Raw genomic sequence first — 24,146 nt, 5'->3', positions numbered from 1 at the left:
ACAACGCATACGCTGTTTTTTACAGGTGAAAATTTATTGAACTTATGTGTTTTGCAACATAGCTAAAATTGTTGCTTCTGCAACCTTTTCTTCACCAACACATGCAACGCACTCAAATTTACATGCACTTAACCGTGCATTTCTAATTTTGGCTTGAAGGATCAATGTGTCTCCTGGAGTAACTGGCTTTCTGAATTTTGCATTTTCAATGGACATAAAGTAAACGAGTTTGTTTTTCATTGTACTTTGGTTCTCTTTGCCAAGGACACATATTGCAGACGCTTGAGCCAGAGACTCAATTATTAGGACTCCTGGCATTATCGGATGGCCAGGAAAGTGGCCAATAAAAAACGGTTCATTGAAAGTCACATTTTTAATTGCTTTTATACTTTTACCGGGATCACATTCTACCACTCTATCTACTAATAAAAACGGGTAAGAATGTGGTAATACTCTTGTGATATCACTGATATTAAACTGCATAACACCCTTAGGGTGAGCTTAATTAACACCTTTTATAATAAGTTTTGGTACTTCTTTGTTTATATTTTTTAGTACCGTATCTGATAGATCAACTTCATCCATAGAGTATAAAACCTGATTTTTCTTTGAAATAAATAGCACTAAATCTGTATTGTTTTTTTCTGCTGCTTTTTTAGCAACTTCTTTTATCTTATTAAAAATACTATCTACTGCATCTCTATAATTTTCTTCTAAGTGTGACATTTTTTTAGCATAATTATCCTTAGCACTTATAGCATGCTTGTTAAATTGCTCCGTTCTTTCCTTTTTTGCTTCTTCTGATAGTAACTCAAATTCTTCTTTTGGAGACTTAAAGTTTTCTAGCTCACTTTCAAACTCTTGCTGCAGCTTAGAGCTTTGCTCTTTTATTTGTTGTTGTATATTTTGCAAAGCAAGAGATTCATTGATAACTTTGTCACTATCAATAATCGCAACTTTTGTATTGAATGCACCCTGAGGTTGATGTTTTACAACCTTGTAACCCACAAACAAGGAAATAACTAAGGCAATGATTGATATAAATAATTGTGTAAATTTCATTTAAATCCCCGCTTCAATAGAAAATTTAACATTTGGTGATGGTATTATATCATAAGATTCCTTAACTAGAGGGAACCCAAAATCTAATCTAAATCTACCACCAAAAGGAGACGGCATCGAAAAACCAAAACCTGGTGATACCCTTACAAGCTTACTATCATAGTATTCTTCTTTGTATTTCTTGTCTTTATCATCTAAACCAAAAAGCGTTGCGTAGTCAACAAATAATGAGCCTTTGATGCCAGTATAGTTATATAGTTTTGGTAATGGCAAATCAACTTGCTGTGTTAAGTTAAAATAACTTTTACCTCCTAATGAGCTTTTATCTTTTGCTCTTGGCCCAATACCAGAAAGGTCAAACCCTCTAATCTCATTGCCGCCTTTAAAAAAGTGCTGACCAATGTTTAGATCTTTATCAGTATAAGAAAAGATGTGACCTGCCGCCATTTTAAAGCGCAGTATTATATCATCATCAATTTTGTTTAGTATAGGATGCGTATAAAAAGATAAAAATTCAGATTTTAGGAAATTAACGTTTCCTCCAAGTCCTGTGATATCCTGACTTAAGCGCAATAAATATCCCGCTCTTGGAGCATATAAGTTATCTAGTTTATTATACGCTAATGTGTATCCCACTGATGAAATTTGATATTCACCTTCTCGGTCTGATATTATTTTGTAGGTATTAGTATCTTGCCCACCCTTATTATCCATTTGTATGTGATTATACTTGTAAGAATAGCGAAGGGAATTAGTTAAGTTTTCTGTGACTTTATATGATAACTTTGTAAAGAATCCCATATCACAACTATCAAAAGTAGTGCTTGGCTTATCTTGTTTTTCATAAAATACACCTGCACCTAGTGATGTATCAGAATCATTAAAATTATTTTCAACAATCTCTAAATCAGTAGAAAACACGTATTGACTTTTCTCAAGGGCAAAAGAGAGCTCTTTTCCACTACCAAATAAATTACGATCTTTAAAATCGGCTTTAAAAAATGCTCCACCAGGACAAGACATACCTCCTCCTAAGTATAACGAGGTAGTGTTTTTTTCTTTGACATTTAAGTCAAGATTCACTGCATTATCATTAATCGAGTAACTGTTTATTTTTACTGTTTCAAAAAAATCACTACCGATTAATTTCCTACGTGACTTCTCAATCTCAGATGTATTATACGCGTCACCTTCTGCTATGCTGAGCTTACTTCTGATTACTTTATCTAAAGTGCGATCATTACCGTCAATTGTAATTTGATTTACATAGATCTTTTTGCCTGGCAGCACTTTGTAAGTTACATCTACAACATTGTCATGTTGTTCGTATTCTGGATTAACTTTTGCAAATATGTATCCTCTCTCGTTTAAATACTTGTTTATTTTTTCTACTGCATTACTAACTTTAACCCTATTGAATACTTTGTTATCTTCCTCAGTTATTAGGTCCAATATCTCTTCTTTTAGATTTAGATCATGTATTTTAGCTTCAACATCAATTTTATTACTTCCAAATAAATACTGCTGCCCTTCGTCAATCAAAAAAGTTAACACCACTTGATTGTTATTATCAACTTCAGCAATTGGTTCAATACTATTATTGATATACCCCTTAGATGAATAAAAGCGGTCAAGCAATTCTTCTTTAATTAACAAATACTGTGGTGAATAGTGATTCCCACCTTTAAACACAGCTCTGAATAACTTATTAAATATATCATTACTTTGCGTTTTAATAGCTTGCTCTAGCTTATTTTCAGAAAAGTTTTTATTGCCTATAAATCTTATATCCTTAATTCTAGATGTTTTACCCTCTTTTATTTTGAAAGTTAAATTAACTCTATTACCATCAAGCTTATTTAGCTCATATTCAACTTTAGCTCCAATCTTTCCGTTATTTCTATAAGTTGTCACTAAATTCAGTAAGTCATTTTGCAATTTTGTTTCAGCGAAAATAGTTAGAGGTTTTGACTGAATAACGTTATTTAGCAGTTCTTTGCTTTTGAATAGCTTATTACCTTTTAATATTATCTTGTTAATCAGTGGATTTTCTTGAACTTTTACCACCAAATCTTTTTTATCATCAATGTAAGCATTAACACTAGCAAATAACTTTGTTTTGTACAAAATCTTTATAATCGAATCTATGTCATCTTCGCTTACATAACTACCAGGTTCTAATTTTGTATAGAATTTTATTGTTTGACTGCAAACTCGCTCATTACCAACACATCTGATATCCTTTATCTGCATTTTTTTCTCGTTTTCCAAAGCAACAAGTAGAGTAGGAACAAAGATAAAAATTACTGTTATTATATAGAATAGCTTCTTCATGTTTATCTTAAAAAAGGTGCCTGATATCATTTGAGATTGCGATTGCCATCAGCAAGAACAATAAGATAGCACCAAAAATAGCCGCATATTTTTGATATCTCAAGTTCAAATCTCTACGTATAATCGCTTCTACAATATAGTGGAATAAATGTCCACCATCGAGTAGTGGAATTGGCAGTAAATTAATCGCAGCTAAATTAGCTGAAATGATTGCCACAAGATATACAACCATAATAAATCCCTTTTTAGCTGATTGCCCTGAATATTTTGCAATTTTTATCGGTCCACCTATATCATTTACACTCCTCTTACCAATGATAATTTGAAAGAGAGCTTTGATTGTTAAGCACATAGCATGGTAAGTTTCTCTCACTGATAGGTCCACAGCCCCGAGAAAAGATGACTGCTTTAATCCTGCCATATTGACTGAAGTAATTCCTATAGTTTTTCTTTCTATTATGTTACCAAAAACATCTCTGCCTTCAGTTGTCAATGGAGTTAAGGTAGTGCTATGCTCCTCATTATTTCTACTATACTTAATTTTCATTCTTGTTTCGGGGCTTGACATCATCACACGTGAAATATCTTCGAAATATTTTATTTTATATTCGTTGATCTGTGTAATAGTATCGCCTGGTAATAAACCAGCATGCTTTGCTGCACTACCCTCGATTACACTTCCAATTACCGGTGGAGTGCGGTAATAGCCTGCTGTGCTAAAGAATATTGTAAAAGCTATAATAGCAAGTATCATGTTTGCAAATGGCCCTGCAAAGGCTATTGCCGCTTTTTTATATCGCGGTTTTGTATGAAATGAATATAACTTTTCTTCCTCAGTTAATTCTTGTGGGTTAGCTGGAACGCTTGCTGCATTGCTATCTCCTAGCATTTTTACATAGCCGCCCAGTGGGACTGCGCTTAATTTCCATCTGGTTCCAGCCCTATCATGAAAACCAAGGATTTCAGGACCAAAACCTATAGAAAAAGACTCGACTTTAACTTTGCACGCTTTAGCCATAATATAATGGCCGTACTCGTGCACGAACACTATAGCAGAGATGATTAAGGAAAATGACACAAAATAGTATATCCCATCGCTAAATTGATGAATAAGATTAGAAATTAACTCCACCTGTATTTTATATCTTAACAAAATGTTAAGTATATTAAAACGCGCCTCGCTTGACAAGTATTTAGTTTAGCCTTTAAATTAAGAAAAGTTTAATGACAATGATAGATACCTCTTTGTTAAGGAGAAAATTGATGTATAGAAGCTGGCACAGAGGGTGCAAGGAAACCGATATACTTTTAGGGTATTTCGCACTGGAGTATCTTGATAAATTTTCCCTAAATGAGCTAATTGAGTATGAAAAAATAGTTGATCTTGATGATTATGAATTATATTGTTACATAACCCGTAAAACAAACCTTCCTCCCAACTTAAATAGTAAGATAGTAGGCTTGATCACTTGTTTTGTTGAAGCTAATCTTTTATGTACTCGATAATCTTATTTACCCTATCTAATACTTCAGTATATTCTGTTCTTTTTTCATTTCTATGCTTTTCACGTTCTTGTTTTATTTCGTTTAATTTTTTTGTTAATTCTAAAACTTTATCCTCAAGAGTTAGTGCTGCAAGTAGGAAATTTAATGCGTCTGAGCCTTTACCCCCAGTTTTTTGAGATATAGAGCTAACTAGCTTGTTAAAGCTATTAGCGAGGTTTAATAGATGGTCCTTCTTTCCACTTTCACAAGATATTTTATATGTACTATTATGTATAACTACTTCTACTACTTGCATATAACGCTAAAAATTTTTGTTGTACGGTGTGGACTTAAACCACTTTAATTTTATTTATGGTGTAAATTTTTATTCATTTATCAAATCGGATAATTTTTTACTGCTACGAAAATACGTCTTAAAGTATTGATTTTTTGCAAACTTCTGTAACATCAAATGATTTGTTTCTTTTAAATTGTAACTCCTAATTGAAAAAGAGCCAAATCCCCTAACTTCGATTCTATTGTGGCGCTTTAATGTGCTTGCGAGTATTTCAAAAAACCTATTAACTGTAGCTGTTATAACCATCTTATCTAAAAGAGGGTGTCTTTTTGCTATCTTTGTTATTATATTAGATTTCGTTGCCATTTACACAAAGCTAAAATTGTAATCATTTAGCAGATAGTATTATGTTATATTCTTCAACACCTAATACTTCAACTTCTATTTTTTCTGATATAGAGAACTTTTTATTTTCTGGTAGATGCTCTTGATCTATTAAGAGAGCTATATTATTTTCAACTTCAACAACTAACCCGCTATCTTCTCTCTTACCTACGATAACATGCATTTTGTCACCTACCTTGACTTTCTTTATTAGCTCTATGAGAGGATCATACTCTATTTGTTTTATACCAAGGTAAATTTTTGTTCGATTCACATTAGCTCTTATTACTTTTGCTTTTATCGTATCGCCCACATTGTATTTTTTTATTTCATCTAGACCATTTTTAGACCAACTTAAATCTTGCACGTAGATTGTTCCCTCTACATTTTCATCTATTTCATGATCATCAAAAGTAACAGATATATATGAGCCGGTATTATTTTTAACTTTACCAGAAACAATAGAACCAAGAGGATATTTATTGATAAATACTTGCCACGGGTTCTCTACACACCTTTTCATACTCAAACTCATTCTGTTTTTAGCAGTATCAATACTAAGGATTTTAACAGATACTTCTTGCCCCCTGGTTACAAGACTGCTAACTGGCAGGTTGCCCTTAATCCAAGTTATTTCCGATGAATGTACTAAACCTTCGATTCCAGGTTTGAGTTCAACGAATAATCCATAATCTTCTATGCTTGTTATGTGCCCCCTATGCACACTGTCAATTGGATATTTTGACTCTACATCTTGCCAAGGGTTACCCTCTAATTGCTTTATACCTAGTGAAACCTTCGCATTTTCCTTATCTATTTTTATGATTTTAACTTTTATGATCTGACCGCAAGCGAAAACTGCAGATGGATGACTTACTCTACTCCAAGAGATATCTGTAATATGTAGCAACCCATCTATCACCCCTACTGCATCTGATTCATGAATGCCAACGAATACACCGTAATGGGTAATACTTTTTATTTTTCCCTCTATTATATCACCCTCATTTAAAGATTCTAAAAACTTAGCTTTTTCACCAGCATGTAACTTTTCTAATACCAACTTTCTTGATACTACAATGTTACCCTGTTTCTTGTCCATTTTAAGCACAGTGAACTTTTGCTCAGTTTCAATAAGATGTTTGGCATCTTTTACTTGCTTCAAATCCACATGACTTAGCGGCAAAAAGGCACTTATCCCATCACCAAGATCAACAATAAAACCACATTTAATTGAGCGTTTAATGACCCCGCTTACTTCAGCCTGTGTAGCTGCATCTTCTTCCAGCTTATGCCATTTCTCGTCCCTTATTGCTTTTTCACGGCTAAGAACTACATTACCATGATAATCTTCAATTCTTTCTACATAAACTCTAATTTTAGAACCAATAGCAATCTCATCATTACAACCAAGTTCCTTAATTGGAATTCTTCCATCAGACTTTAAACCAACGTCAACCACGATGTCGTTAGGATTTACTCTTGTAACTACACCTTCTACTACATCTCCCTCTTTAATTTTATTAATAAAAGAATCTTCAAATAAAACATTATCTCGATCTTCAAACTTTCCTTGACATATCTCTTCTATAAATTTGTTTGATGATAGTTTTCTGATACTAATTGGTAGATTTACAACTGGATCATTATTATTCATGGTAACCTTTAATTTAAACTTTGTTAGAAGTAATATATTATATAGTATTAACAATTAGTTACAAGCAGTTTTTGTTAACTCATTAATGTATCTTTAAAGGTTATCTGAGCTATAATAAAGCGTAGCTGGCTGAAATAAACTGTTATAGAGGGTTTTGCAACAGACTAAATAATGCCGGTGGAGGCAAGCGGGATCGAACCGCTGACCTTCTGCGTGCAAAACAGATGCTCTACCAGCTAAGCTATGCCCCCAGGTAATTTTTGCTAAAAGCATAAACCAATCTAGGCTAGGATACAAGAGGATATTTATCTATTAAGCTGTTGTCAAGAAGCTATATATAGTAACAGTGCATAAACTCTTTAGGGTGTTCCCTTTTCTTTCAAAAATTTTTTCATGCATTTTTTAACCAAGTTATAACTAATGCAGTATATTGTGTAATTTATTTAACTACATATGAAAATTTTAGTTTGATTAAAACGGATAAAAGATGTATCGATATTTAGTGTAGTTGAAAGATGAAATGATCCCGTAGCTCAGCCGGTAGAGCAACTGACTTTTAATCAGTGGGTCGCGCGTTCGATTCGCGCCGGGATCACTTTTGGAGTCTAAAAAACTGTGTTGAAAGAACAAGACAAAGTATTCACTAATTTGAATGGTAAAGAAACACCACTACTTGGGGGTGCAAAAAAACGTGGTAGTTGGCAAAAAACAAAAGAAATATTAGGTTTAGGGTCGGAAAAGATCATTGATGAAGTAAAAAAATCTGGCTTAAGAGGCCGAGGAGGTGCAGGATTTCCCACTAGCCTTAAGTGGAGCTTTATGCTCAAGAATTCTCCAAAAGAGCAACCGGTATATTTAGTAGTTAATGCAGATGAATCAGAACCTGGTACATGCAAAGACAGAAATATATTGCGATATGAGCCACACAAGTTGCTTGAAGGGATTCTCCTAACTGGTAGAGCGATCAATGCATCAGCTGCATATATTTACATCAGAGGTGAATTTTACAATGAATATTTAATTCTAAAAAAAGCACTTGAAGAAGCCTATAAGGGAGGCCTGGTTGGAAAAGATGCTTGCAAATCAGGTTATGACCTTGATGTTTTTATTCATAGAGGTGCAGGAGCTTACATATGTGGGGAAGAAACAGCTCAGCTTGAATCAATCGAAGGGAAAAAGGGCTTTCCTCGCATGAAGCCTCCATTTCCTGCGGCTGTTGGGCTTTTTGGCTATCCAACCACGATAAACAATGTTGAAACTATAGCCATGGTTCCTGATATTCTGCGTCGCGGGGGAGAGTGGTTTGCGTCCCTTGGCAAACCAAATAATACTGGTACTAAGATCTTTTGTATTTCAGGGCATGTAAACAACCCGTGTAATGTTGAAGAAGAGCTTGGAATTCCGCTACGTGAATTAATTGAAAAATATGCGGGTGGAGTACGAGGAGGTTGGAATAATTTGCTTGCTGTGATACCTGGTGGGTCTTCAGTACCATTAATTCCAAAGTCTATATGCGATACTATTGAAATGGATTTTGATTCATTGAAAGCTGTACAGTCAGGGCTTGGTACTGCTGCTGTAATAGTGATGGATAAATCAACTGACATAGTAGCTGCAATAGAGAGGTTATCGCATTTCTATATGCATGAGTCATGTGGGCAATGTGCACCATGTCGTGAAGGCACTGGATGGATGTGGAGAATTATGAAAAGGATGGTAACAGGAGACATTAAACCTGGTGAAATAGATAAACTGCTTGATCTTACAACTCAAATAGAAGGACATACAATTTGCGCACTTGGTGATGCTGCAGCTTGGCCAGTTCAAGGATTAATTAGACATTTTCGCTATGTGATTGAAGAGAGGGCGCAATTCAGTAGAAGTTGTATACGAACATTGTAGCCATAAAAACGGATTGGATACGAAAACTACTTGACAAACTTTGTCAGCCTCATTACCTTAATGATGAAGGTATTTCTGACTCAAAACTTGTTTTTGATCTGCGCAGGTTCAATGACAAAATTTAGTAAAAAGCTTAAGGTGTTTTTTGGCAGATTATATCAAATTGTTGGGGCTACATGTCTTTTAAGTTTTTTCTACGTTCAGCCAAGACTCGCTTAGGGTTAAGCGTCAGCACATTATTACAGCGCCAATTTAAAGTATTAGAGGGTCAAAACTTGCTACTTATTGCTTTTTTGACTTTTTTCTCCATTTAGTAAATTTCTTAGTGTTTAAATTAGTTGCAATTAGAGAAGTGTCATGCAAGTAGCTAACACCGTCCTTTTTCCTGGATTTCAGCGTCAGCTACTTGGATGGCGCCTTATTGGTAGGCTCAAATCACAATGTTCGTACAGTTATGTGTCGGCTACTTGGATGACATTATAGGGATAGGGATGATAGGGAAAAGAGGTGCTGAGATGGCACACTCTTGCAAGGACCAAGCATGACACCTTTGTTGTGAGGCAAATAACGCATTGCTTTCACAGACAAATGTCAATAGCTGTGGGTCAAGAATGTAACGTGAGCGGTTGATGTGAGAGCTATAAGCTACGCGCTTTACTCTTAAGAAGAGATAAAAGCACAATTATTACGAACAACATTCCACCAACAACTGATATAGCCCCACCCATAATAAAATAAGTACGTGCTAACATTGATGAAATGTTTGGCAAATCTGCAACTTTTCTTAAGGCGCCGTATCCACCAAGCCACACAAAGCCAGTGATGTGCAAAAAATGTCCTATACTGTAGGCATAAATCTGCAATTTCACGATAGAGCTTTTTATCTCTTTACAGCCCAATTTTGGTAACAGCCAATAAATAAAATTCATAAAAGCTATAGTAATCCCAACTACAGAACCATGATAATGAGCAGGAATAGTGACATTACCTTCTATAGTGAGCACTCCAAGCAAGCCTCCATAGATGAACAATACAAATGAATGCAGTAAATAATTGCTCTTATCATTGATTAAGGTTTTTATGTTGCGATATATTAACTTTATTAAGAAACATGGTAGAACTGCTCCAGCAATTCTCATATGCCAAGTGAAAAACTGTATTAACTCAACACTGTCTACCGAATAAACAAAATATATGAGCGGTACACCTACAGCCAAAACCGTGTTTATAAATAGTGGTAAAATAGTAATTTTATTGCTTGAAGCTAGACTAACATCATTGGAACTTAGCATTATTAAGTAGACTAAAAACATTCCTTGAACAAAAGCAAATTGCAATAAATGTCCGCCTCCCCAAAAAAGATATTCGTAAAATAAATTCTTATCTGAGTGATATATATCTATCGGCACATTATTATATGCTAAAATAAAACAGAGAAATGAAGAGGCAAGTATAATAACCAGTCCAATTTGCCCGACGGAAAGGTATGAGATTTGTTTATTTGACGTATAGGTGAAGCCTGCATTTATCAGTATGCTGGTAATGAATAAACTGAGTCCAAACAGAAATAATTTGTTTTCTAAGACGGGAATATAGTTACTTTTGATAACTTCAGTGTTTGGAACGAATGCGGATATAAACATGAGCAGCATAGAAAGGGTTGATAGAACCCGTAAAAAGTTGAGCCAGTTATTGACATTTTGTAGGTTTATGATAAAGAGCAGAGATATTATAGAGCACATCCATACCAAAATGGACAAGTTAACATGTATCACTAGCGCGTTGTCGAAAATATATTGTGCAGAAGGAATGAGAGAGGAAATAAAAGGCAATCGTAGAAAAATAATAATTATTGACAGTAACCCAGAACAAGCAAGGGCACATACTGCCAAAAATATCCATTGCTTGCAAAGTGGAGCATTATCTTGTATAAGCATAACTATTTTCTCTTTTTATTTTTGATTTATAAAGTATTTTAATATAGGGCAGTATACATTTTTCAAATTGATAGACGTTACTGGATAGTTTACTACGTGCGTAATTTAAGTGAAGTAATAAATGACGTAGCAGCAAAGCAGGCTTTATTTTTCATCCTGAAAACGTTGCGTCCATTCTTGTTTTCCATTATGGTAGTATTGCTGACAGCATTAGTATGGGCTGTCGATATTTCCTTTAGTCCATGCTTGGTAAAAGTTGTTGTAAATCATGCTTCAACACTAACTACAAACAACCTCTACTATAGTAGAGCAACTCCTGCCATATTCTATGTACTAATATTATTTTTACTCGAGTGTATTACCAGATTATACAACTATTTTTTGAAATTAAGATGATTCTTAATCTCTGTAAAAACATTGTTGAATTAAGCATTGCCATATTATTAGATTAGGATAACAGCTACTACAAAAATATCTTCTCTGACAGTCTTGCCAATAAGATCAATGATTTGGCAAACTATATTCCGGGTGTTGTGCAAATTACGATTGGTAGCTTTGTAAGCTGCGCATTAGCGCTTGGTATCGGGATTTATTTTTTGTGGCAAGTAAACATCAATTTTGCTTTATTGATGTTTACTTGGTTAGCATTGTTTGTTTTATCTTCCTTATTTCTTGCAGAGAGAATAACATATCTTGCAGACGCATGGTCAAAGCTTGGTTCAAGTATTACTGGTAAAATGTTAGATGTATTCTCAAATATTATGTTTGTAAGATTGTTTATAAGCACATACCAGGCAAAATTATCTTTGCGGTCCACTAATAATTAAGCTGTTAAAGCAGAGCGGAAGCTTCAGTGGTTGTATACTTGGATTTTCACTTTCTATGGCTTCTTATTTTTAATCATGCAAATACTTAATTTGCATTTCTTAGTTAAAGGCAGAAAACAAGAATTAATTACTGGTGGGGATTTTGCTTTTGTTATGGCTATTAATATAGCAATAGCTAATTTTCTTTGTATGATAGCCAAAGACTTTTCGGAATTTTCTAAGGCATGGGGCAGGATCACTTAAGCTTTGAGAACAATTATTGTGGTTCCTGAATCCAAGATCAGCCAAATGCAGCAGATCTGATCGTTAAAAAAGGGGAAATTAGGTTCGACAAAGTTCATCTTCATTATGAAGATGTAGAACCAATATTCGAAGACAAACCCATAACAATAGAACCTGGTCAAAAAGTAGGACTTGTTAGTATTCTGGTAGTGGTAAGTCAACATCTGTAAACCTGATCCTCCGGCTTTATGGTGTACAATCTGGAAGAATTTTAATTGATAATCAAGATATTTGCAATGTAACTCAGGATTCTCTACACAAAAATATTGGAATGGTTCCACAAGATACATCGCTTTTTCATAGAACTCTGATGGAAAATATTCGTTATGGCAAAGTAGATGCTAGTTATGATGAAGTGATAGAGCCTGCCGAACTCGCACATGTTCATGAATTCATTTAAAAGCTACTTCAGGAGTATGATTCACTTATTGGAGAAAGAGGCGTGAAACTTTCCGGAGGGCAGAGACAACGTATTGCAATTGCAAGGGCTATTTTGAAAAATCCTCCTATATTAATTCTGGATGAAGCAACTTCACACTTGATTCTGTGACTGAAAGTAACATTCAAGAATCTCTATGGGAGTTAATGCAAGGTAAAACTACTATATTGATAGCACATTGCCTATCTAAACTTTTGCATATGGATCGCATTTTAGTGTTTGATCAAAGTAAGATTATAGAAGAAGGCACACACCAAGAATTGCTCGATAAAAATGGAATGTATAAGACTCTATAGGATGCACAAGTTGGTGGATTTCTACTAAATGAAAAGGAAGGTGGAGAAAGTGAATGTGTGTGCCAAGAAGTATATTGAAGAACAAATGTAAGACATTTTGGTTTAGATAATATTTATTGCGTTCATGAAAATTAATTATGCAGTGGAGCTGTCTTATACAATAATACGGATGCATGTGCTGCTATTCCTTCGTTTCTCCCAATAGAACCCAACTTTTCTGCAGTGGTTGCTTTGACGTTTACAAATTCACTGTCAATCTCTAGTGTTTTTGATATAGATTTTTCCATTTCTGCTTTGTAAGGCGATATTTTAGGCTTCTCACAAACTATAGTAATATCTAAATTGGATACACGGTATCCTTTTTCTTTTGCTTTTTCAACAGCAAAATTGAGGAAGCAAAATGAATTGCAGTCTTTCCACTTAGCAGAGCTAGGAGGAAAATGCTCCCCTATGTCGCCACATCCTAGCGCTCCTAGTATTGCATCAACAACTGCGTGTATTGCAACATCGCCATCAGAATGTGCTTTTATTGCCATGTTGTATTCAATTTCTATACCGCAAATTCTTATAAAGTTCTTAACCTTATCTTGAGTTTTAATGAACTTATGTATGTCATAACCAGTTCCAATACGATACTTCGGTTCTTCAAGAAAGAGCTTTGCCATATTAATATCTTCTTTTGTAGTTAACTTAAAATTACTTTTTTCACCTTTAATAATCGCAACATGTTTTTTGCACTCTACCATAAGTGATGAATCATCAGTAAATTCTTTGCTTGACTGATGGCATAATAATAATTTTTTGAAATTAAAGATTTGAGGAGTTTGTATGGCTCTGACTTTTTCTCTTGAAATCGTGGATTCAATGAAATCACCACTCACCAATGACATGGTGTCTTCGGCTTCTATTGCCGGCACTACTCCTGCATACTGACCATTAATCATGTACTGAGTTAAGTTATCTATTAGAGTGTTTGACACAAAAGGCCTGCAAGCATCATGTATAATGACAAAATCTGGGTTAATTTCTTGCAAACTTTCAAGTCCCAACTTAACTGAATTTTGCCTACTTTCTCCTCCGTATATTGGACCCAGCAATTTAGTGCCTAAACCTCCTGTCATCCAAATAGCTGACATTGGGGTCCAGGTTTCTTGTTTTCTCGATTCCAGCGTAACGTGCTGGAATGACATCGAGGAGTATGCAGCCGGTTTTTCACTTAAATGATGCTTATGTAAGAAATCTATTGTTTTTCTATAAAAATTTTCTTGATTTTTATTGATTACCACTCTTAAGTGATCTATGTATTGGTTAGCTAGAAATTTTCTAATTGTATGAAATAAAACGGATTTACCTGCCAGCTTTATATATTGCTTAGGAATTATAGCATTGCATCTACTACCTATTCCTGCTGCAACTATTAATGCTGCTGTTTTGTATCTCTTAGATTTGTTAGTGTGCATATTTGTCACAGGGTTCTTAATTACTGATTTTTAAAATTGATAGGTCTTCTCAACCTGTTGTACAATTTTATAAAAGCGTTCAAAATCTAAGCTTGCGCTGCCAATTAAAACTCCTGATAGGTTAGAGATATTCAACAAGTTTTCTATATTGTCTAAACTGACTGAACCACCATATATAATATGTTTTTTACCAGTGCTGGATTTTATCACTTCTATCATCTCAGCAATTGCATTATTGCTCGGCACATATCCCGTACCTATTGCCCATATTGGTTCATATGCTATGGTATATTCACCATGTGTTGGCACGCGGTTTTTGCATTGATATTCCATTACTTCCTTTGTTTTCTTATTCTTGTTGTCTTCTGCATTTTCACCTACGCAAATAATTGGGTGCAAGCCTGATCCTATTGCTGTTTCTGACTTAAGCTTTATTTCACTGTCTGTTTCATGAGCCCTTTCAGAATGCCCAAGTATCACGTAAGTGCATCCTAATTCTTTTAGCATCTCTACACTAATTTCACCTGTATAAGGGCCGGATTTTTTATAATGACAATTCTGTGCCCCTATACTAATGTTATTGTTTAGCTTTACGTTGTCTGAAAATGATGTAAAAGGTGGGCAAATTACAAGTTTAGAGGTAATTTCATTGCCCTTGTCATTAAGCTTGCCTATAAAGTCAACAAACGAAGAACGTGTTCCATTCATCTTCCAATTTGCTACTATTAAAAAGGACATCAGCTTTACTTATGTGAATGAGAGTGCCGGCTGTCGGACTTGAACTGACAACCTACTGATTACAAGTCAGTTGCTCTACCAATTGAGCTAAGCCGGCATTAAATACGTTAACAATATACAATTATCAATAAATTTCAGTCAACTATTTTTATAATTAACAAAATATTGCATACTGAAATAGTATGAGAAAATTTTTATTGAAGCCAAAAAAGAGTCTAGGACAAAATTTTATTTTATCCAGAGAGGTAACAAAAAGAATAGTCGTTTTAGCTGGGAATCTGGAAGATTTTAATGTCATTGAAATTGGCCCTGGGTATGGTGCATTAACAAGAGAAATATTGGCGCATAATCCAAAGTCTCTGCTGGCTATAGAAAAAGATAGCAATTTAGAGCAGTATCATAACCAATTACTCAGTGAGCACCAGGGAAAGTATAGAATTATAGAAGCGGATGCACTTCATGTTGTAGAAGAGGAGTTAATAGAACGCCCAGTCAAAGTTATTGCTAACTTGCCTTACAATGTCTCAGTAGCGTTATTTTTGAAGTGGTTAAATAACATAAAATTTTTTACAAGCTTGACATTGATGTTTCAAAGGGAGGTAGCAGATCGCATTATAGCAAGACCCAATTCTAAAGATTATGGCTCCTTATCAGTGCTAAGCCAGTTGATATGTGATATAAGAAAGGAGTTTGATATTGAGCCTAAGGAGTTTTTTCCAAGGCCAAATGTATATTCTTCAGTAGTTACGGTAAACCCTTTGCCTACCCGAAAATTTGCAGTGAATTTAGAAGCTTTAACAAGGTTAACACGTACTGTTTTTGCTCATAGGAGAAAGATGCTGAGAAACAGCTTGCAAAATATAACAAGTTATACTGAAGCCATTCTTGAAAACGCCAAATTAAGTGGCAATGAACGTCCAGAAAACTTGACTGTTGAACAATTTTGTTTGCTAACGAACAGTATGCAAACTACCTACTAGGCTTAGTGGAAAAAAATAAGGAGAAACGGAGTTAGTTAATATTAACTGCCGATATCGTACCTGAAGAAACCTCCTGGCCATTCTAGAAAATTCAGCGCAGAGTACACTTTACCTTTAGCCTCTTCTACAGTGTTCCCTTCTCCTACTATATTCAACACTCTTCCGCCATCGGAAACCCAATTACCGCTTTCATCCAATTTAGTACCGGCATGAAACACCAATATACCGGGAATGCTTTCAATTTTATCCAATCCCTTTATTGTTTCTCCCTTTTGATAATCACCTGGATAGCCCTTACTTGCCACAACTACACAAACTGCGGCTTTGTTATTAAGCTCTACCACTTTGGTATTTAACTTTCCTTCTGCAACTGACAACATTAATTTTAACAAGTCACAATTTTCATAAAATCTAGGTAACATGGATTGTATTTCTGGATCACCAAATCTAACATTATACTCAAGAAGTTTTGGATTATCTTTGCAAATCATCAGACCAGCAAAAAGTACCCCTCGATAAGGTGTTCCTATGTTAGTTAGTGCTTGAATTGTTGGGTATATTATTCTTTGGATAATTTTTTGTTCCATATCCTTACTTATAATTGAAGGTGATGAGTACGACCCCATACCACCAGTATTACGACTGTCATTGTTCTCATAAGCTCTCTTATAATCTTTTGCACATCCAAGGGTCACCGCTTTCAATCCATCAACAAAAGCAAAGTAGCTTACTTCTTCTCCAATTAGAAATTCTTCTATGATTATTTCTTCACCTGATTCACCAAATTTTTTCTCTACCAACATTGAGTTTATTGCTGCGAAAGCTTCATTTTCTGTATTACATATCATTACGCCTTTCCCTGCTGCAATTCCATTTGCTTTAACTACAAGTGGAAACTTTATTTTATTGCTACGTATAAAATTTTTAGCTAACCCTTCATCAACAAAACATTCATACTTGGCAGTTGGTATACCATATTGTTTACACAGTCCCTTGGTAAAAGATTTTGATGCTTCAAGTTTCGCAGCTGCCTGACTTGGAGCAAAAACATTTATTCTCTCTGCAACTAAGTTGTCGGCGAGCCCATCGATTATTGGCTGTTCTGGACCAACAATAACTAACTCTATATTTTCTCTCTTGCAAAATTGCGTAACATCAATTGGATTTTTAATATTCATATCCACAAGAACCCCAAGATTTTCCATAGCTGGGCGGCCAGGAGTAACGTATAGCTCAGTTAAGATAGGAGATTTTTTCAGGGCCCAAAGTAAAGCATGCTCACGTCCACCAGAACCTATAACTAGAACCTTCATATTTTTTTATCCCCTCGCTTTTTAGTATGTTAAGATTATTATTTAACTATAACAGTATCATTGCCCATATACTTTTGCAACATGTTTGGTATTGTAATTGACCCATCAGGATTTTGATAATTTTCCATTATGGCAATAATAGTTCTTCCTATAGCTAAAGCTGAGCCATTTAAAGTGTGAACGTATTTTTTTACCTTTTTATCAGTTTCTGAAAAGTACTTAGTGTTCATTCTTCTTGCCTGAAATGCACCGCAATTCGAGCAACTTGATATTTCTCTGTATTTATTTTGCCCAGGCAACCACACCTCTATGTCATAAGTCTTTTGTGCGGCAAAGCCCATATCACCACTGCATAATAGCATCACTCTATACGGCAATTCTAATTTTTTTAATATCTCTTCAGCAACATTTGTCATGCGCTCAAGCTCATCATTTGATTGGTCTTCGGTTGTAATACTTACCAACTCCACTTTACCAAATTGGTGTTGCCTTATCATGCCTCTTGTATCTCGTCCTGCACTACCGGCTTCTTTACGAAAACACTCTGAATATGCAGTAAAACGAATGGGTAGTTCTTTTTCTTCTATTATTTTATCAGCAACCAAATTTGTTAAGACCACTTCACCTGTAGGAATCAATCTCAATTCGTCGGTAGTTAAATACGAATCGTTAGAAAATTTCGGTAGCTGACCCACGTTATACATCGCCTCGTTTTTCACTAAAGCTGGATGATATACTTCAGTATAGCTAAATTCATTAACATGCATTTCAAGCATAAAATTTACTAATGCTCGTTCAAGCCTAGCTAATTGCCCTTTTAATACTGCAAACCTTGATCCGGAAATTTTTGCTGCTTGTTCAGAGTCCATTAAACCTAACCTTTCTCCAAGCTTATAATGAGACATTGGCACAAAATCAAATTGCCCTTTTTCTCCATATCTTCTCACTTCTACGTTAGAGTTCTCATCTGTCCCTATTGGCACATCTTGTGCAGGGATATTCGGCAAGTTAGATAAGATATTCACTAACTTGCCCTTTTCTATTTGCTCTTTTAAGCTAATAGCCCCTATCTTATTTGTGATGTTTTTTGATGCCTCTGTTTGCTCTTCACAAGAGCTCTTGCTCATTTTGAGCTTCTTTATTTCTTCTGTGATTCCATTGCACTGCCTATTCAAATCTTGCAATTTAGTGGTCAATGCCCTTTTTTCATGATCGATTTCCAATATCTCTTTCGCAGTAAATTTTTTCATCCCCCTGCTTTTCATCGCCTCCGCAAATTCTTCAGGGTTTTTACGTATGTATTCTATATCATGCATTATTGCACTAGCCAATAGTTATTAACTTTATTACTGTACTTCAAAAGCTTTTGATACTCAATATCATTGCACACAACACAAAGAAATGCTAAGATTATTATGGTTGACTTTGCCCTTAAAATTTGTCAAAATCTAATTGACCTGGTATTTATAGAATTAATATGTTAGGTACTAGAGGAGAGAATACTTATTTTACAAAACTCAAGGCTGGTAGAAGGTTTGCTATTTACACCTTTGGTATATATCTGTCAGCCACATTTACCATTGGCTGTTTGGGGTTGATAGTAGGATTTCCTCTATTGACTTTGCCACTTGCTATGCTAATTTCTCATCCTGTAATTTGGGTTGCAATCGGGATAGCTCTTGTAGTGACATATAAAGTAGCTGTTGAGCCTTTATTTCACTTGGTGAAGGGTTATATTAACGGGAAAAAAACAAGTCAAGATAGGCAAAAAACTCCAGATAGGGATAGTGGTATTGTAGATGACATTTGCTCAACAGAAAGCAAGCAGCCCAAACAAGCAAAAATTGTTACATATAATACCGCAGGGGATGGAAATTGCTTTTTTCATGCGGCGTTTGGTAATGATAGCTCTGGTCAATATAAGGCTGAAAAAGCACAAAAAATGAGAATGGAATGGCACAAGTTTTTAAGCCAATTTATATCTTTGGGTGATACAAGCATGCCAGCCCCTTTAAAAGCTCAACTAGAAAAAGTTTTTAATATGTTCTTAAACAAACCAGAAGATTTAACTGGTAAGTCCAATGAAATAAAAAAGTTGGCTGAATATACAAACAAGAGAATAAAGAAAGTCAAAAAAAAGGTTGAAAAGTTAATAAGGAAGTTACTTCGTGTAGGTTTACATGAAAATGAAGTTAGTAGCTACTTAAAAGAATTTGCTGTCGGTAGTTTTTTCAGTGCAAGGAGATATGACAAAAATTATAGTAGTGAGAGTGTAGCAAATTCTTTTCTCAATAGTAAATCTATTTACAAATCCTACCTAGAAGCAATCAGCAGTCAAAGTTACTATGTTTTTATAGAAGAAATTCCTATTTTGGCTTCATTGGCTAATATTGAAATTGACGTTCATTATAAAAATAATGGTAATGATGTACATACAGTGTTTAAACCAAATTCAGAAATGATAAATGAGAGCTACCAGCAAAACAATGAACTATGGGGTGAAAAAGAAAAGGAAATAATATACTTAGCAGTAAATCATTACTCTAGGGCTGAGGTTGTAGAATTAGAGGAAGCACAATCTGATTTGAGAAAGGTAGGTTCAGTTGTACAAGGTGTTGTAGCAAGTGTACGTAACGCGTTGCGTTAAACATATTGAGTGTATGCCCCTCCAAATAGGAAATTTGACGATTGATTCTCCGGTTATTTTAGCTCCAATGTCTGGAGTGACTGATTATCCGTTTAGAAGTATAGTAAAAAAACTTGGTGCAAGTTTGTTAGTCTCAGAGATGATTGCAAGTAGAGCTATAATCATGCAAACTCGTCAGAGTATGCAAAGAGCAAAAGTTGATGAATTAACTGCTGTACAGCTTGCTGGATGTGAGCCGGATGTAATGGCAGAAGCTGCAAAATTAAATGAGGACATGGGCGCTAAAATTATAGACATAAATTTTGGTTGCCCGGTTAAGAAAGTCGTAAACGGTTATGCAGGATCAGCACTAATGCGTGATGAAAAAAAGGCTGCTGAAATAATCGAAGCTGTAGTCAAGGCAGTAAGCGTGCCAGTTACGGTGAAAATGCGCACTGGATGGAATGATGAAGACCGTAATGCTCCAAGTTTAGCAAAAATTGCAGAGGATCTTGGAGCAAAAATGATCACTGTGCATGGAAGAACAAGGGCGCAGCTTTATAACGGTCAAGCAGATTGGAAGTTCGTCAGAAGTGTCAAAGATCAAGTGAAAATTCCAGTTGTAGTAAATGGCGATATTAAAAATTTGAATGATATTCAAAAAGCTCTCAAAGAATCAGGAGCAGACGGAGTGATGATAGGTCGAGGTGCTTACGGTAAACCTTGGCTGATTAATCGAGCAATGAACTTTCTAAACGGAAGTGAAATTTCCGAGCCAACAGCTTTAGAGAGATTAAGCATCATACTTGAACATTACAACAGTATTCTTGAATATTATGGAAATGATACAGGAGTAAAGATGGCTCGCAAACACATAGGCTGGTACAGTAGCGGGTTTAAGAACTCATCTGAATTTCGTGTGAGAGTAAATAATATGACAGATAGCATAGAAGTGAAAGAAAATATAGTTGGCTTTTTTGGTCAAGTATTTCTTGCATAAAAGCAGATTGGCATTTTTTGTAACGCTGCGTGCTCTTAAATTGCTTTAGCTGTAAATGCTAAGAAATTTGCTAAATGGAAAAAGGCAATGAAGCCCCAGGTAGCGAGTTTTGACCTCTAATACTTTATATTGGCGCTGTAATAATGTGCTGACGCTTAACCCTAAGCGCGACTTGGCTGAATGTAGAAAAAACTTAAAAGACATGTAGCCCCAACAATTTGATGTAACCTGCAAAAAAATACCTTCAGTTTTTTACTGAATTTTTTTATTGAACCCGCACGGATCAAAAACAAGTTTTGAGGTAGAAACAACCTCAATGCTATAATAAGGAGGTTGTTAAAATTGTCAGTAGTTTTTAGCTCCGTTTCCCAAAACGCTGCCAAATGTCATGCAAGAAAGTTGCAAAGTCTACTTAAAGCAAATGTTTCTATTGACGTCAGATCTCAAACTACGGTCCTTCTTGAGGATGAAATCGAGAGCTCAGCTTTAAATCTTTTGCAGACGTTACAGAACTTAGTAGAAACCCTATGCATATTAAGCTTGCAGCAGTTGTGCTCCCTCCATAGGATAAAAATGGCAATGGATCACCTATCACGGGTAAAAGGCCTGTTGTCATTCCAATGTTTATGAAGAAATGAGAGCCAAAAAAAGCAAAAATTCCGATGGATACCAACTTAGAAAAATAATTTTTCGATCTATAAGCAATAGAAAATATTATAGCAAGTAACGTAGTATAGAGAGAAATTAAAGCCATACTACCTAAAAACCCCCATTCTTCGCCAAGCGCTGCAAAAGCAAAATCTGCGCGCTTTTCTGGCAAAAATCCAAGTTGGGTTTGACTTCCACTAACAAAACCTTTACCAAGCAAACCTCCAGAACCAATAGCTATTTGAGACTGCTGCGCATTATAACCTATTCCAAGTGGATCCACCGATGAATCCAGAAATGACAATATCCTTTGTTTGTGATAAGTGCGTAAAAAGGGCCAGACAGCTGGTATTGCAAGAATGCTAAGCGTTCCACACATTATTAAATGTGATCTTTTTATTATTGCCGTGAATATAATTGATGCACCTATAAATAACATTATCACAGCTGTGCCTAAATTAGGCTGCTTTAACACTAAGAACACGGGTAAGAAAATGATTATGAGCGCCTTAAATAATCTTTGAAATTCCATCATTTTATACACACTTTGCCTGTTAAAATAACGAGCAAGTGCGAGTATTAAGCCCACTTTTGCAAATTCTGATGGTTGCAAACTAATTGATCCAATTCTTATCCACCTTGTTGCACCCATTATGTGCAAGCCAAAAAAATTTACCACTAACAGCGCAATCACTGTTGCTATATAAAAAAAATAAGCGTGCTTCAAATAAAAATCTAGCTCTATGAATGACATAGCTATAGCCAATAGAAAGAAGAAAGAGAATATAACTAGTTGATGAATTGCAAATGGCACCCACTTTCCTCCAGCAGAAGAATATTGAACAACAATGCCAACGCAAAACAGAGCTATTATGTTAATGAGTAATAACAAGTAAATCTTTTTTAGCCTATCCACGACAAAAACCTTATGATCTTAAAGTATAGTAAGAGATGAAAGTCAAAAAGCCAACTTTTCAACTACTAATCGAATTGGATTGCTATATATGCCAGTTACTATCGTTAAAGCTGCCATGAGTAACAGACAGAGAAGCATAGGTAATGGCACCTCATTAGCCTGGCTAGATGTTATTCCAGCATGTGGCGATGCATCATTTTCAAAATACATTTTCTCTACCACTTTCCACGTATATATCAATGCAAGAAAAGACCCAACAGTAGAAACTATTAGAGAAATCCATGAGTGAGACTCGATAATTGCTCTCATTATATACCATTTGCTTACGAAGCCATTTGTTAAAGGTACACCGATCAATGCTAAACTGAGTAGAGTAAATGCAAGTGTTGTATAAGGCATTGATTTTTTTAATCCCGATAAGCTTTCTATTTTTGTTGTATTAAACCTATAGGAAATACATCCTGCAGTCATGAATAAAGATGTTTTTATTATACTGTGGTTTACTATGTGAAAAACTGCTGCAAATAAACCTGCTTTTGAGTTTAAACTCAGCACTAAAATTATATAACCAATCTGGCTGACGCTAGAGTGAGCAAATAATCTCTTTATGTCTTTTGCGGTTATTGCAAATGCTGACCCAAACACAATAGCGCAAAGCGCAAGGATAACTATCACATTGTTTAATGGCGACTTAAATAAAAAGAAATTTTGATGGAAAACAGTGTAGAAGATTCTGATAAAAACATATATCATTACTTTGGTCACTGTGCCTGAAAAGAATATGCTGACGAAATTTGATGCTTCGCTATATGAATTAACTAGCCACCTGCTTAATGGAAATAGTGCCATCTTGATTGAGAGACCAACAAAAATAAACAATGTGCCAAGCTTTACGATATTATTATTATATAACAGCACTATTCTTTCGGCCATGTCAGACATATTGAGCGTTCCTGTCATGGAGTACAAAAGCCCGATGCCAAACAAATAAAATGTTGCACCTATTGTCCCACTAATCAGATATTCAAATGCCGCAACTAGAGCTTTTTTATTCCTTCCCATTGAAACCAATACGTAAGAGGAAAGAGATGAAATTTCTAAAAAAACATAAAGGTTGAATATGTCGTTTGTTACTAAGATTCCAAGCAGTCCACTTAAGCACAACAGAAACAAAGAGTAAAAACCGGTGATTTTGTTTTTGCTAATCTCTTTTTCATTAATATGAAAGCTATAAAGGATACTTATCAGTGCTACAAGATTCACTAGAATGAGAGTTAAGGAATTTAACATATCGATTTTCAACTCTATTCCGTATGGAGGAGCCCAATCTCCAAGGTAATAAGTTATAATTTCACCACGATGTGTCTTCATCAGCAGTATCAATGAAATAAAAAAAGTGGCTGTCGTTGTGACAAAAGAAATAAACCAGGATACCTTATGTTTCCTAGTAAGAAAGCAAAACATTGATGCGATTATTGGTATAATAACTTGTAAGATTGGTAATTGCATTAAATTGTTGTTAATGGGCTGTTAAAGTATTAGTATATATAATACTTTTTGTT

The 24,146-nt window shown here is 35.1% G+C and carries 21 protein-coding genes, 3 tRNA genes and 1 pseudogene; 9 read left to right on the top strand and 16 right to left on the bottom strand.

The window, feature by feature from the left end:
* Positions 1 to 42: 42 nt before the first annotated feature.
* The 4 genes from fabZ to rseP are packed head-to-tail and all read right to left on the bottom strand — an operon-like array spanning position 43 to position 4,528.
* On the bottom strand, positions 43 to 483 hold the full coding sequence (gene fabZ, locus QUS22_RS01995; protein ID WP_289513325.1) for a 3-hydroxyacyl-ACP dehydratase FabZ: 441 nt from the start codon (positions 481 to 483) through the stop codon (positions 43 to 45).
* An 18-nt stretch (positions 484 to 501) separates the two neighbouring features.
* On the bottom strand, positions 502 to 1,062 hold the full coding sequence (locus QUS22_RS01990) for an OmpH/Skp family outer membrane protein (RefSeq protein ID WP_289513324.1): 561 nt from the start codon (positions 1,060 to 1,062) through the stop codon (positions 502 to 504).
* On the bottom strand, positions 1,063 to 3,396 hold the full coding sequence (gene bamA, locus QUS22_RS01985; RefSeq protein ID WP_289513323.1) for an outer membrane protein assembly factor BamA: 2,334 nt from the start codon (positions 3,394 to 3,396) through the stop codon (positions 1,063 to 1,065).
* A gap of 7 nt (positions 3,397 to 3,403) precedes the next feature.
* Positions 3,404 to 4,528, bottom strand: coding sequence for an RIP metalloprotease RseP (gene rseP / locus QUS22_RS01980; protein WP_353477721.1), 1,125 nt, complete (start codon positions 4,526 to 4,528; stop codon positions 3,404 to 3,406).
* A gap of 98 nt (positions 4,529 to 4,626) precedes the next feature.
* On the opposite strand from rseP, the gene QUS22_RS01975 reads away from it, so the two are divergent.
* Positions 4,627 to 4,902 (top strand): FAD assembly factor SdhE, encoded by a 276-nt coding sequence (locus tag QUS22_RS01975; RefSeq protein ID WP_289513321.1) that lies wholly within the window; start codon positions 4,627 to 4,629, stop codon positions 4,900 to 4,902.
* On the opposite strand, the gene QUS22_RS01970 is transcribed toward QUS22_RS01975, so the two are convergent.
* From QUS22_RS01970 to QUS22_RS01955, 4 genes are all read right to left on the bottom strand, one after another.
* Positions 4,880 to 5,197 carry a cell division protein ZapA gene (locus QUS22_RS01970; RefSeq protein WP_289513320.1) on the bottom strand — a complete coding sequence of 106 codons (318 nt, stop codon included), beginning with the start codon at positions 5,195 to 5,197 and terminating at the stop codon, positions 4,880 to 4,882. The genes QUS22_RS01975 and QUS22_RS01970 overlap by 23 nt on opposite strands.
* Before the next feature lie 69 nt (positions 5,198 to 5,266).
* Positions 5,267 to 5,545, bottom strand: coding sequence for an HU family DNA-binding protein (locus QUS22_RS01965; RefSeq protein WP_289513319.1), 279 nt, complete (start codon positions 5,543 to 5,545; stop codon positions 5,267 to 5,269).
* A 22-nt stretch (positions 5,546 to 5,567) separates the two neighbouring features.
* Positions 5,568 to 7,220 (bottom strand): 30S ribosomal protein S1, encoded by a 1,653-nt coding sequence (locus QUS22_RS01960; protein WP_289513318.1) that lies wholly within the window; start codon positions 7,218 to 7,220, stop codon positions 5,568 to 5,570.
* 178 nt (positions 7,221 to 7,398) lie between these two features.
* Positions 7,399 to 7,471 (bottom strand) — tRNA-Ala (locus QUS22_RS01955).
* Positions 7,472 to 7,742: 271 nt separating this feature from the next.
* Here QUS22_RS01955 and QUS22_RS01950 point away from each other — a divergent pair.
* A tRNA-Lys gene (locus tag QUS22_RS01950) sits at positions 7,743 to 7,815 on the top strand.
* A gap of 20 nt (positions 7,816 to 7,835) precedes the next feature.
* Positions 7,836 to 9,122 (top strand): NADH-quinone oxidoreductase subunit NuoF, encoded by a 1,287-nt coding sequence (gene nuoF, locus QUS22_RS01945; RefSeq protein WP_289513317.1) that lies wholly within the window; start codon positions 7,836 to 7,838, stop codon positions 9,120 to 9,122.
* Between the two features lie 638 nt (positions 9,123 to 9,760).
* Here the strand turns inward: nuoF and QUS22_RS01940 are convergent.
* Positions 9,761 to 11,059, bottom strand: a complete 1,299-nt coding sequence (locus QUS22_RS01940; RefSeq protein WP_289513316.1) for a cbb3-type cytochrome c oxidase subunit I — start codon at positions 11,057 to 11,059, stop codon at positions 9,761 to 9,763.
* A 509-nt stretch (positions 11,060 to 11,568) separates the two neighbouring features.
* Here QUS22_RS01940 and QUS22_RS01935 point away from each other — a divergent pair.
* The 3 genes and pseudogenes from QUS22_RS01935 (at position 11,569) to QUS22_RS01925 (ending at position 12,903) form a co-directional block, all read left to right on the top strand.
* Positions 11,569 to 11,886 (top strand): hypothetical protein, encoded by a 318-nt coding sequence (locus tag QUS22_RS01935; protein WP_289513315.1) that lies wholly within the window; start codon positions 11,569 to 11,571, stop codon positions 11,884 to 11,886.
* 454 nt (positions 11,887 to 12,340) lie between these two features.
* Positions 12,341 to 12,718 (top strand): annotated as a pseudogene (locus QUS22_RS01930) (ATP-binding cassette domain-containing protein).
* A 35-nt stretch (positions 12,719 to 12,753) separates the two neighbouring features.
* Positions 12,754 to 12,903 (top strand): hypothetical protein, encoded by a 150-nt coding sequence (locus QUS22_RS01925; protein WP_289513314.1) that lies wholly within the window; start codon positions 12,754 to 12,756, stop codon positions 12,901 to 12,903.
* Positions 12,904 to 13,034: 131 nt separating this feature from the next.
* Here the strand turns inward: QUS22_RS01925 and ispF are convergent, their stop codons facing one another.
* The 3 genes from ispF to QUS22_RS01910 all read right to left on the bottom strand — a co-directional run bounded on the left by ispF (position 13,035) and on the right by QUS22_RS01910 (position 15,198).
* Positions 13,035 to 14,372, bottom strand: a complete 1,338-nt coding sequence (gene ispF, locus QUS22_RS01920; protein WP_458783158.1) for a 2-C-methyl-D-erythritol 2,4-cyclodiphosphate synthase — start codon at positions 14,370 to 14,372, stop codon at positions 13,035 to 13,037.
* Positions 14,373 to 14,393: 21 nt separating this feature from the next.
* Positions 14,394 to 15,101, bottom strand: a complete 708-nt coding sequence (locus QUS22_RS01915; protein WP_289513313.1) for a triosephosphate isomerase — start codon at positions 15,099 to 15,101, stop codon at positions 14,394 to 14,396.
* 24 nt (positions 15,102 to 15,125) lie between these two features.
* A tRNA-Thr gene (locus tag QUS22_RS01910) sits at positions 15,126 to 15,198 on the bottom strand.
* Between the two features lie 85 nt (positions 15,199 to 15,283).
* Between QUS22_RS01910 and rsmA the strand changes: the two genes are divergently transcribed.
* On the top strand, positions 15,284 to 16,081 hold the full coding sequence (rsmA, locus tag QUS22_RS01905) for a 16S rRNA (adenine(1518)-N(6)/adenine(1519)-N(6))-dimethyltransferase RsmA (protein ID WP_289513312.1): 798 nt from the start codon (positions 15,284 to 15,286) through the stop codon (positions 16,079 to 16,081).
* A gap of 41 nt (positions 16,082 to 16,122) precedes the next feature.
* Here the strand turns inward: rsmA and purD are convergent, their stop codons facing one another.
* The gene (gene purD, locus QUS22_RS01900) at positions 16,123 to 17,394 is read right to left on the bottom strand and encodes a phosphoribosylamine--glycine ligase (protein ID WP_289513311.1); all 1,272 of its coding nucleotides are present in this window, start codon (positions 17,392 to 17,394) and stop codon (positions 16,123 to 16,125) included.
* 38 nt (positions 17,395 to 17,432) lie between these two features.
* The gene (gene serS / locus QUS22_RS01895) at positions 17,433 to 18,710 is read right to left on the bottom strand and encodes a serine--tRNA ligase (protein ID WP_289513310.1); all 1,278 of its coding nucleotides are present in this window, start codon (positions 18,708 to 18,710) and stop codon (positions 17,433 to 17,435) included.
* Between the two features lie 161 nt (positions 18,711 to 18,871).
* Here serS and QUS22_RS01890 point away from each other — a divergent pair, with 161 nt between their 5' ends.
* Positions 18,872 to 20,041, top strand: coding sequence for a hypothetical protein (locus QUS22_RS01890; protein WP_289513309.1), 1,170 nt, complete (start codon positions 18,872 to 18,874; stop codon positions 20,039 to 20,041).
* A 13-nt stretch (positions 20,042 to 20,054) separates the two neighbouring features.
* Entirely contained in the window at positions 20,055 to 21,020 is a 966-nt protein-coding gene (dusB, locus tag QUS22_RS01885) for a tRNA dihydrouridine synthase DusB (RefSeq protein ID WP_289513308.1), read from the top strand.
* A 448-nt stretch (positions 21,021 to 21,468) separates the two neighbouring features.
* Here the strand turns inward: dusB and rodA are convergent, their stop codons facing one another.
* Both rodA and QUS22_RS01875 read right to left on the bottom strand, forming a co-directional pair.
* Positions 21,469 to 22,584 carry a rod shape-determining protein RodA gene (gene rodA, locus QUS22_RS01880; RefSeq protein ID WP_289513307.1) on the bottom strand — a complete coding sequence of 372 codons (1,116 nt, stop codon included), beginning with the start codon at positions 22,582 to 22,584 and terminating at the stop codon, positions 21,469 to 21,471.
* Between the two features lie 42 nt (positions 22,585 to 22,626).
* The gene (locus QUS22_RS01875; protein ID WP_289513306.1) at positions 22,627 to 24,093 is read right to left on the bottom strand and encodes a proton-conducting transporter transmembrane domain-containing protein; all 1,467 of its coding nucleotides are present in this window, start codon (positions 24,091 to 24,093) and stop codon (positions 22,627 to 22,629) included.
* Positions 24,094 to 24,146: the final 53 nt, after the last annotated feature.

It is taken from the genome of Wolbachia pipientis, from assembly GCF_030373985.1.
In the GTDB taxonomy this organism is placed as follows: domain Bacteria; phylum Pseudomonadota; class Alphaproteobacteria; order Rickettsiales; family Anaplasmataceae; genus Wolbachia; species Wolbachia pipientis_D.
The sequence above is the reverse complement of the archived record's forward strand: the minus strand, read 5'-3'. Positions and strand labels throughout refer to the sequence as shown.